This is a genomic window from Nocardia farcinica, from assembly GCF_029867845.1.
Taxonomy (GTDB): domain Bacteria; phylum Actinomycetota; class Actinomycetes; order Mycobacteriales; family Mycobacteriaceae; genus Nocardia; species Nocardia farcinica_A.
The window spans coordinates 1-11,415 of record NZ_JARWRU010001059.1 but is presented as its reverse complement, the minus strand read 5'-3'; the positions used below and the strand labels follow the sequence as shown (position 1 = coordinate 11,415).

Sequence of the window (11,415 nt, the reverse complement as noted above, 5' to 3'; positions counted from 1 at the left end):
GAACGCGAGTGTGCGCCACGCAGGTGTCCGCGCAAGCGCGGACCACTCTTCCCCGTCGGGCACGATACCCATGACGACGAAGGCATCCACCTCCATGTCGAATCCGATCGCGGCTGGTTCGCCTTGATGGACGTACGAGGTAGTGTGGGAATGCCGCTCGATCCGGGAACCCTTCTGAAGGGCCATCTCGCCTCCCGCACCTATACACATTCGCCGGACCGTCATGGGATTGCCACCGATATGGAGTGCGAAGGCACACTCTAGGATGAAAGCCGACCACGGCGAGGGAGAAGGTACATCCACCTCGTGAAGTGAGCCCTTCTCGTACTCGAACGACGACCTCCAAACCGGCTGTGCACTGGAGGTATCGGCAACATCACGAGATGGCGCCTGCAACTGTATTTCCAGCGGACGGACGACAAAGAATTGCTCACCGGACTGCGCGGTCCATTTACCGAGGGCATGTCCCTTGGACACGAATGTGGCCAACTCGAGTTCCGCGCCGGGGCCGGCCGGTGTCAGCCAGGTCCTGTGCGACGCGTGGGCAAATCCGAATCTACGACTCACCCGTCCCGGGACGGCTTCCCTGAGAGCCTGGAGCACCGGCATTGTCTGCGGTTCGCCTGTGCGGAATTCCGGCGGCATGGCCAGGACGACGTCCGGCGTGTTCAGCGCGTCGAACAGTGTCGTCGTCAGGAATTCCGGTAGAGGAGTTTGTGGGATGGCACCGGCGTCGACACTGCCGGGAAGTGTCTGCCACCCGCGCCCGAGTCGCTTGAGCAGAGTGGGGATGACCGACAGCATCAAAGCCCGCGGCTCCTCCCACATCACTGCTTCGGTGTCATCAGCCGAGATCGAGAGTGCCCGCTGTATGAAACGCTTCAACTCGTCCTGACGTTGTGTCGAATCCAGCACCTGCTGAAGAATGTCGATGACAGCCGAGGCATCGGGGGTCTTACCTGATTCGGGCCAGGTAGCAAGATCGCGGGCATCCCGACCCGTTACGCGTGACAGCCAGTCGAGAAGTGCATGCGTCGCCTGGATCTTGATGACGAAACGGTTGCCCACCGGCAAGGAGCGCACACCGATCTCCGGGCTCAGCAACCGCTCGTAGGCTTGGTAGGCGGCGTGATCACGACCGAAGTCGGAGAGCACCACGGCCGTCAACGGACGCATCTCGAGACGACGGCCCGCCCGTCCACGCCGCTGGAGGAACGACGCCATGTCGCGCGGCGCCTTGTGCTGGACCACGACCCCCACCCTGGGGTCGTTGAATCCCACCTCGAGCGACGAGGTCGCCACTACGACGTCCGCAGCCACATCGACACCGGCGTCTTGTGAGGACGTCCGGGCTACGCGCAGAGACGACGCCATCCGCCCCAAGCGGTCGGCCAGATCCCACGATTGCCCGTCTTCGTAGCGCGCACCCGTCTGCGGAAGCGCCGGATCCCGAAGTCGGCCGAGGACCTCCCCCCGAGAACGGCCGAACCGCGAATACCCCTCCGCATCACGTAGATTGTCGTAGAGACGATTCACCACGTCCAGGTCGTCGGTGAACGCGAAGGCAATGGAACCGAACTGGCTCTGCCCACGGTCCAGCATTCGTCCGAGAAGCATCAGGGTCTGGATGGTGGTCGAAAGAAGTGCTGCACCTGAGAGGGGATCTCCGCGCAGAACGACGCCGTATTCCCGACTGATGGGATCGAGTTCCTCAGCAGTCGGCGCGATGAGGTCGACATCGCCGCGTTCTACACCAGTCAGATCCGCGAAGAACTGACCGGCGTCGCGTAGGGTCGCCGACAGACCTACCATTGTGACACTGTCGGAACCGTGCTGCCGATTGGCGTGACGCCAGCGCCGCAGGGTGTATGCCACCTGCGCTCCGTGCACACCGGAGTAAGTATGTACCTCATCGAGTAGTACCAGCCGAATTCCATTCGGCCCCTTCCATCCCAGCACCTCCGCTACACGACCGGAAGTCGACTGCTTGCTCAGCATTTCGGTGGTAGTGAACAGGATGTCCGGGGGGCGTCTGGTCATGGACTCACGGGTCAAGGCGATCGCATCGGCTTCGCTCGCCCTGCCACAGATCGAACACGTCAAGCGCTCGAGCCCTTTTTGCCGGTCACGATCGAGCCAGGCCAAGGCCCCCGCGCATCCGTCGGAAAGGCAAGGGAAGTACGGAGAGATCCACCCCGTGTTGGTGCGAGTCCATCCGCGCGGTTTTTGCCGCTCGAAGTCCTTGTAGTACGGGGTTCCGCCGTAGAGCAGTCCGACGCGAATCCTCCGGCCGTTTCCACCGACTGGACCGATGCGTTCGGCCAGGAGCGTCGCCTCCCGAGCTTGATCCCGAAGGAGTTCGATTCGTGGGTACAGCGCAAGCGTGTGCGGCCCTCGACGACGCACTGTCGTACTTGCTGCGATGTCTAGAACAGCAGGTAGATAGAATGCAAGTGTCTTGCCAGAACCTGTTCCAGCCGTGATGATCTGCGCGGTCGGCCTATCGGCAGCGATGCCCGCAAGAACAGCTCGCGTAGCCCGCAACTGGAATCGTGCCAGAAGCGATTCCCCGATCACACGGCTCAGGACATCCTCGTGGGCCCCCGACCACTCGGGCAGGCTACCCAACTCGTCGCGCACGGTCTCAGCACTGAGGTCGCGGCGCGGGTATCGGCGCGGCCCCACCCACAGCCTGTAGTCGGCAACCAGAGTGGCATGCCGTCGCCACCAACCGTCTGCAGCGACGTCTCTGGGCGGCCACAACTGCCGCAGCAGACGCAGCAGACGCAGTTGCTCGGCGAACCTCGTCCGGTATCGCTCCTCGCCGGTCGGAAGGCGAAAAACATAGTTCCGCTCGATCAGCAAGTCAAGGTATTCGGCCGCGGACGGCACATCGAACTCTCCATCGGCGAACTGCGCGCTCCGCTGCTCGTCGATCGCCGAAGCCACATCGTCGGCGCTGAGGAATCCGTCTACGACCCCCCAGGAAAGCAACGGAAGTTCCAGGTCCTCGAGGCGACTGACGAGTTCACCCACACGATGTTCACTGGCGTCGGTCATACCGTCCTCAACGAGATCTGCACATCGACGTCATGAGAGCGAAGTAGTACGACGTCCTCGTCCGTCAAAGCACCGAGCGCACAAGGAAGCTTCGCCAGGACAGCGTCCAATTCCGCGGTCGGCCCCAAAGCATCGAATCGTGCCTTCACGGCGTCAAACTTCAGCATAAAGCGCTCGACGCCGGCGATCGTCGGCGGCCTGACCGCAGCCTGCCTCATATCCCGCAGGTCCGTTTCGACCGAAGTCCTCCACACACCCAGGAGCGCCAAGCGTGCGAGCGGAAGTGCGGTCAGCATCGCATGCGACCATTCTGCCCAGGAGTTCCGCGCATGGCCCTCGAGGACCTCCCGAGTCCTCCGCGCATCTTTCGTACGCGCTCTCAAGAATCGAGGGTCCGGCCTTCCCACTTGGTCGATGTGATTCCGCAACCCCCGTGGCGCCTTACCGAGGTCGACGCCTATCTCGACCGCAATCGACTTCCCCACCAGCAATCTGTACAGTTGCAGCACTTTCTCCAGGTCGGTCAGTTCCTTGGCGAGTTCATCGAGCGCGGTGTTCGTTCTCGTGATGTCCTGAATCTTTTCCGCGCCTTCTCGACGCTGTCTGGCCAAGGCAGTCAAACGCTTCGCTCTGATCAGAAGGCTCGTTTCCGATTCACCGTCAGGCATTCGCCCCGTCCTCTCCCACGATCATCAACCAACGCTGCACCTGTTCGTCTATTGCAACGTCGATGTCAAGAGCCGAACCTTGGTCGACCTCACCATTTCTGATTCCTTGTTCGATCCACTGGGCAGAGGCTTCGAGGAAGTCGACCAGTTTATTCAGGTCGCCGCCGACGTCGCCTCCCACGACGCAGGCGAGTTCGTAGCCGGACTTCCCCGCAGCGTCCGCGACTGCCTTTTCCACCCGGGTTACGACACGCTCATTGAGCACACGGGCGCTCGTATTCGCTGCAGTCAGCGCCGACAGATTCTGGACCGGCACCAATCCCTGTCCGGACCCCTCATCGGCAGCCCGGATTATGGCGTCGACCGTGTCCGCATACGACTCTCCAGCAGGTAGCAATCGGCGAACTCGACTCGACAGTTGGGTCCACTCGTTGATTTGGAGTGGGGCGAGTTGAACGACGTTTCCGAGTTGTCTATGGGCAGCAGTACACCATATCGGAAGCTGCTGTGGGTCAACGGGAGTATCCCACGTTACGCGTACACTCTTGACGATCTCGATGAGCCTTATGTTGTCGAGTGCGTGGACGCCGCCCATTCCCTGCGCTACCCCCACAGCCGCGACGAACTTGTCCACTGCCTTCGCACGCTCTTCGATGTACTTCCTGTACTCGATGTTCCATTGCGGGTTGCGAGACTCCTGATCTGCTCGACTGGCGTTCCCCCTCCATATGAGGGCACTGATCAGATCCGTTTTCTTCTGTCGGTATGTGAGATAGCCACACACGTGTGCACCTTCGATCAGCGACCGAGCGGCTGCGACCAACTTGTCCTTGTCGTACTCGAGGGTCTCGAGGACTCTCTGGGCAACCACCGGAATCGCCTCGCTCACGAGGGCATCGAGGCGTGCCAACGCTTCGCCCGACAAGTCAGGCCGCTTCGCCTCCAGCAACACCAGCCCCTTGAGCATCAAGGCGTTCCGTCCAGTTCGACTGACACGGAGAACCGGCTCGACAGTAGAAGCGATCGACTCGTTCACTCCCTCGATCGAAATGCCACGCGCTCCGGTGGGTAGCGCCTTGTTCAGCGTGGCCGCGTCGGGGTACTTGATCGCAGGATCAAACCAATGCAATCGATTCAAAATCGCTTCACGAATGATGTTGCGCGCTTCCTGCGCGATCTTCTGCGGAAGGACCGCATTACCTCCTCCCCATGCATCGATCTGATCGAGTTGACGCTGGACTGAGAGGGAAAGCTCCCCCTTCCCACTCCCTTTGCTCGTAGCGTGGTCGGCCGGGAGGCCAGCAACTCCCTCCCGAGGGTCGCTCACCGGCCGCAACCGATCGGCTTCGGGTTCGAAGGTCAGGGCGTTCGGAAGCGGATCGATCCCGAAAGCCGAGAAGATCGTCTCAGGAGGCCTGCAAGTGCCGTTCTCGCCCCAGAACAAAAGGAACGTCTGCAGCTGCCGCACAGTGTCCGGCGCGGCATGATAATCTTCCAACTCCGCCACCACTTCGGTTGCGAGACCTGGCAATCGCGCGTTGCTCGACTCCTCCTCGAGAAGCCCAGGCGGCGGAAACTCTCCAATCTTGATGAGGCCCTCCGCCGTCTCCAGAACATCACGTACCGCCCTCGCAAGTACGCGCCGCGGATTGAACAGCAACGCGTCTCCACCGCTTCGGTCGACATCTGCGCAGGCACGGACCGCTCGTTCAATCGCCGATCGGTTGTAGGGATAGAGGCCATAGCCGACATCGGAAGTGCCGAATACGTCGTGACACGCCTCCCTGAAGGCGCAATCGTCACACGCATTGGGAACAGCCTGCATAGCAGTCGCCCGCATCGAGGATTCGAGCCTGTCCTTGCCGACGCGAGCCGCGTTGAGGTACCGACTGACGAAATCTACCAACTGAGAATCTTCGGCACCATCGGGCGAAAGTTCGACATCCACAACATACTTGGGCGAACTCGCTTCCGCACGCGTCCGGAACGTTTCGGGCAGATTTTCGCGATAGTACGACGGCGTCACCGCGAGGAGAGCACGCACTGTAGCGTATTTTTCCTTACCCTGCACAATGCTGGTCTCGATGATTGCATCCAGGAGGTCACGCCGAACGCCTTGGATGAGCGCCACATCCTCGATCAAGAGGATGATCTCGTGGCCGACCAACTCCTCACGGAGTTTCATGAAAGCACGGTTGATATTTCCGACACCGATGTTAGCCGCCTTCGTGATGGCAACATCCAGCACTTCGTTGAGGATCCGAACCGCTTCCGCCTGCATACGACTATCTGTCGACAGGCGCCTGAACAACCGTTGGGTCACGGCAGCAGCGTCGATCAACCTGGCCGAATCTGCTATATCCATGGGCAGTTCGTCTTCGGTGAACTCGAGAGGGATGTCGGCCTCGTCGGAGCCACGCCCGTTCAGCGCATGGACCGCGCGGCGGTTGATGAACGAACCGGTCCGCAGCATATGTTCACGGAACAAGGGGTCGTGGAACAGCAGGGCCAGACCGTCATCTCCGACGAGTTTTTTGTCAAGCGGCCCCTGTGGCGCTCGGGAGCGAACCGCCTCCGCAAGTTCGTTCAGGATCCGTCGCTCCATCTCTTCGACGGTAACCGAGGTGCCGGAAGTGACTTGTCCCCTGATCTCGTCGAATACAGGACCCGCCCGGCCCTTCAGAAGCTCCTCGACGACATCCCGCAGGCTGGTTTGTGTCTTAGGCAGGTAGATGATGTGACGCTTCTCATCACTCTTCGGCATGGTCGCGTACACCCACCGAACCAGGTGGGATTTCCCCGCCCCGGATTCCCCGAGAACCGGAGCGATCACGACGCCCGCGTTCGGTGCCGTACCGAGAAACTCGTCGAGCACGTCCCCTTCGCTCACACGACCGGCACTGGCGCCTGCACGTGAACCCTCACGACGAATGCTCAGCGGTGAATGGGTAGCGAGCAGGACCTCGTCCGACGGCGTGGCCGCTTCGGTCGAAATGGTCGCAACGACGGTCTCCGCTTTCCAACACGTAAAGTTCGTCGGAAATGTGATCACTTCATTACCTCGATCCAGGAGACGTAACGAGCGCGACCCGATCCCTCGTTGCCCGGAAGCGCTACCACCCCACTCGGGTCGGACTGGTATCCCATCCTCAGCACGCCTCGAGTTTCGGCACAACTGAGAGCCAACCCGACGGCGGCCCACTCATTCGAGGCATGGACGTCCATCCCGTCGTACACCGCCGATGGATGCCCCGGAACGATCGGCAACTCACTTCGCAGGGAATTCATGAAGGCGACAACGGGTATCCGCTCTCCTTCCGGGAAGTGCGATTCAATCCACGGATTGGTCAAGACATCGATGACTGCATCGGTCGGATCAACTGTGATAGATCCCTGCACGCCCGGGGAGAAAACCTTCAGCGCTGGGCGAGCAAATCCCAGGACAACACTCCAGTGCGTAAAAGCATTCCACCGTGTGTCGTTGAGAAAAGGAATTCTCCCTTGGTCACTATCATTCCAATGAAGCGGAACGAAGGGACTCTGCCTCATGAGCCAAATAAGCCCAGAACGCAGGTCTGGGGCCCCCTCAAAAGATTTCGAAATGTCCACAGGAGGCACAACGACGAGTCGCCGCAGTTTCCTCAAGAATCCTGTCGCATCATTCGACTCAGCACTGAGCAAGCCTTCGCTGTCGATCTCGATCAGCCCCAATTCGACAAGATCACCGACCGCCCTGCGGACATGCGCGCCCCCCTGCGGAACTTTATCAAGCAACTCCTCCGGTACAACGAGACGGAACAGCTGATCCTCGGAGATTCCGTTGTTATTGGCCACAGCCGAATAGCACAGCCACATGGTCTGGGGCATTGCAAGTGCCGGCCGCGGGTTCAAGATATCCATTCACAACTCCATCAACAACGTCGATGCTCGGATACTGCGAGCAGTATCTGCCAGGCTCCAATCCGGCCTGTCAGGATCACGGAGGCCACGTGGCCCCACCATGTAGGTGACGAGGCTCATTTCGATCCGCTCCCACACCTCGGCGCGGACACCGTCCTCACCAGACACGACAACAAGGGGTCCTTCGTACGTGAGCACCAGCGATACATACGAGTCCGACTGGTCGACGATGATCGGCACTGTCGGAACACTCTGCTGTAAACGTTCACCCTCTACTGCTGACAGCCCAGCAAACAGTTGCAACCCTCGTTGGGCGAGTCGGGTGAGCAGACCATCGGGCTTCTCGCCATCGGCGTACCAGATGAAGGCCCATGAAGCATCTCCCCTCCACCGGGCGAGCGGGTCCAGAGCACCGGAGTACGGGAGAGGCGGGTTCGGCTCGCTGCCCGAGGTACCCGAAGAGAGTGCGGGGTCGCGCCTGCATGCGGGACATCCTCGGCACGCCGGCGCAGTAATGAGCATTCCCCCATCCCGGCGCACCCGGTAGTGACTGGCAAGCACACGCCCCACACACCGTTTGCCGGACAATATCTCGAACATCGCCTCCAGCGACTGCTGCTGAGATGCGCGAACTTCCTCCCGGACGCGATTCGCAGCGCTTGACCAACCGCCTTGACCGAACCCTTCGCCGTTCACCAATTCGAACTCGACAGCATCGGCTACGGAATCGAAGAAAGCATCTGAACTTTCACCGTCGACATCCGGACGCCACTGCGGTACACAGAACTTGATCACCCCGGCCTGCGCCATGAGAAGTAGCGTGCGGACGTTCCATTGCGCGCTTTCCCCGAACCCCTCGGACAGGTACGCAGGGACGAGAGAACGATCGACTCGATACCGCAGGCCGGAAACGCGAGTGGCTTTGTGCAGCAGAGATTGCCATCGCTCCCACCCCTTGGTATCCCCGATGAGCGTGGGCATGTTCAACCGCTTCGCCAGACTTCGATCTCTAGGTGCTTCACACAAGTAGGCAACAGTTGGCCGTCCGTCACGCCCTGCTCGTCCGACCTCCTGATAGTAGCGATCCACGGTCTCGGGTACACATGCATGGACGATGGTCCGGATATTTGCGACATCGAGACCCAGACCGAATGCAGAGGTTCCGACCACAATATCGACCGTCGTTCCGACAATTCTCCCCTCCGCATCGACCCCACGGACTGCCGCCACGACCTGCGCTCGCTCCTCATCTGTCGACTCACCGGTGATGCAAGCGACGCGACAGTAGCCAGCGTTTCGTAGTCTGTCGGCCCACTCCTCGGCGTCTTTCACAGTTGTCGTATAGAGGATGAGTGGCTTCGGTAGTCCGTCGACCGCATGTATCACCGCCTCCGACCGAGCGTTCTCATCCGGCGCATAGTCGGTGAAGAAGGCTGGTTCGGTGCGCAACTCCGAACCCCACACCAGATCCGGAAGATCTCCGACGCCGAAGAGATGATCGACGATATCGATCGCGCGCTGCGAGAAAGTGGCACTCAGTAGCGTGACCGACGGACACGACTCTGCTGGTGCGCATGCCCGTGCGTCGGATATCAGGCCCGCCATCGTTTGGAACGCGGTACGGAAGTCGTTGCCCCATTGATCGACCAGATGGGCTTCATCGACGACGATCTGTTGAAGGCGTCCCTCCTTGGCACAATCGAGGATCGCAGGCGCGAGGCCCGTCACGAAAGCCTCGGGACTGGTGTACAGGAGTCGCTGGGTGCCCTCTCGGACTGATCCACGAATCGCCGATTTGATATCGATATCCATACTCCTCACATAGGCGAAACGCCCTGTGGGACTCAAACTCAATCCTCTCTTTCTCGAGAGCTCGCGCGTCCGGCGCTCCATATCGAGGGCGAGAACGACTGTCGGAACCACGACGACGGTGACTCCTGAAGCGGACATCAGTGTCCTCGACCAGGCAACGGCGGTCTTCCCTCGACCGGTGGGCAGCGATACGGCTAATATCTTGTCGCGGTTCAACGCCGCTGCACGCGCCGCCTGACGCTGTGTCTCCCCACGATATGTCTTGAAGTCAGGGCCATGCGCACTTGTCCAGAACGGATCAGCCGGCACTTCACGGAACTCAGGTATCGAGTCCTTGAATGCCGCGAGGATGTCCTCATTTGCCCGCTTGGCGATCGCTTCGTCGTACCCGCAACTCGTGGGAATCCATACTTCAGGGGATACTCTCAGGCCGCCGTCTGCGAGCGTCGTCGTCCGACAGTTGATGAGCTTCCACCGCTCGACATCAGGCCAGCCATTGCCTCGGGGAACGGGTAAGGCAGCCTCATGGTCGTATGTGCTACGGATACCGATGAGAACTTGCCGCAGAAGGGTGCCGATATCTCTCCAACCGGCGCCACCCGACTCCAATTGTGCAATAGCATCCAGAAATCGAACGCAGGCGTCCGAGATCTCCGCAGAGGACGCTGCCTGGTATTCCGACGGCCATGATTGCAGCGCACCCGCGATGGTGACGAGATCGTCGCTAGACATAGTCTTTCCAACTCTGTGCCGAACGAACGAGGCACGACACCGATGCGAGATGGATACGCGGCACCCTGACCCCCTTCTCCAGTGCGCAACCCGCCTCGATTTCATCAGCCAGCAGGTCTCCGTCCGGAACCAACCCCGCCGCAGCGTGCCGCGCCTTCGATTGCGCAATTATCGAATCAGTGTGCATGGCAACATGCCTCGCTGCCTCCTCGGTAAGACGACTGAGATCGGCAACGCTCCGTAGGTGGTCGTGGGCGACGCGGCGACACTCCGGCGCGATCGTGCCGAGCATTGCACGGCCTCCCAGGACGGAATGCAGTGCCGCAATACGACTCGGATTGAGATTGACGTCCCGCTTGTCCTGATAGGGCTGTTCCAGGTAACTGATCGTCGCCTCGGCTGTGACTGGCGCCATGGTGCTTACGTCGATCCAAACCCTTCGATATTGGGGTCGCAGCGCTAGATCACCACGTCGTCGAGCGACCTGTATCACATCAGCGCCGTCGCTGAAGACTTCGAGGAGGGGGCCAAGATCAGCTTCGACGAGGAATTCGAAGCCGAAGTACACAAGTGGGTCGTACTGCCAGGTACGGTCCAGTCGCCACTGCGCGACTGCCTGACCCCGGTCGTCGATCTCCATGATGGACTCGACACCGTCGATGAAAGGGTTTCCGCGCCGGAACAAACGCTGACGAGGCTTGACGCGCCAGCGATCGAAGTAACCGGTGCGCGATTCCTGACGCGTCGACAGTCGCTGGAGGAGGCGAGGGCTCACCAGAGGGGATTGGTCCGTATCACGCTCGAACGTGGTACTGCCGTCGGAGTTATCTCGTACCGACAAGGCAAAGCCTTCGACGCCGGTCAACAACCGCTTGAATGCCCGCTCGATCCCGTCGTGACGCGCATCGTACTGCGCGATGCGTTGCGCCAAGACGTCACTGGAATTATCACCGTAGCTAGCCTCGAGTGCATCGAGGCGGTTGATTCGGGTTCGCTCCTTAGCCAGGAGTTTCGGGATTTCGGCAATCTTGTCGTCCACCGCCTCCGTGCCTTCGTTCAGAACGCCGACCCACACATCGTCGGCCAACTCTTCGACAACATCCTGCAACGACGAAATCGATCCGTTGAAGATGGAGAACCCATACGCCAAAACGCGAAGCCACGCTGAGTGGATGCCAACTCGATCCGGATCAGACACAACCCACTGCTCGGCCGCCCGGTGGTTTCCGTATCGGTCCACGCG

The 11,415-nt window shown here is 60.4% G+C and carries 5 protein-coding genes and 1 pseudogene; all 6 read right to left on the bottom strand.

Going from position 1 to position 11,415, the window contains the following annotated elements; all coding sequences use genetic code 11:
• A partial coding sequence (gene dpdJ, locus QH283_RS23410) for a protein DpdJ (RefSeq protein WP_280505096.1) occupies window positions 1-3,060 on the bottom strand: 3,060 nt, incomplete at its 3' end.
• Window positions 3,057-3,728, bottom strand: a complete 672-nt coding sequence (locus QH283_RS23405; protein ID WP_280505095.1) for a hypothetical protein — start codon at window positions 3,726-3,728, stop codon at window positions 3,057-3,059. The genes dpdJ and QH283_RS23405, both read right to left, overlap by 4 nt.
• On the bottom strand, window positions 3,721-6,780 hold the full coding sequence (dpdH, locus tag QH283_RS23400; RefSeq protein ID WP_280505094.1) for a protein DpdH: 3,060 nt from the start codon (window positions 6,778-6,780) through the stop codon (window positions 3,721-3,723). Before dpdH ends, QH283_RS23405 begins: the two co-directional genes overlap by 8 nt.
• Window positions 6,777-7,628: a hypothetical protein gene (locus QH283_RS23395; protein WP_280505093.1), complete on the bottom strand. Its 852-nt coding sequence runs from the start codon at window positions 7,626-7,628 to the stop codon at window positions 6,777-6,779. The genes dpdH and QH283_RS23395 overlap by 4 nt, the downstream gene beginning before the upstream one ends.
• Window positions 7,629-10,172, bottom strand: coding sequence for a protein DpdF (gene dpdF / locus QH283_RS23390; protein ID WP_280505092.1), 2,544 nt, complete (start codon window positions 10,170-10,172; stop codon window positions 7,629-7,631).
• A pseudogene (locus tag QH283_RS23385) lies at window positions 10,165-11,415 on the bottom strand (protein DpdE); the annotation flags it as partial. The pseudogene QH283_RS23385 and the gene dpdF, both read right to left, overlap by 8 nt.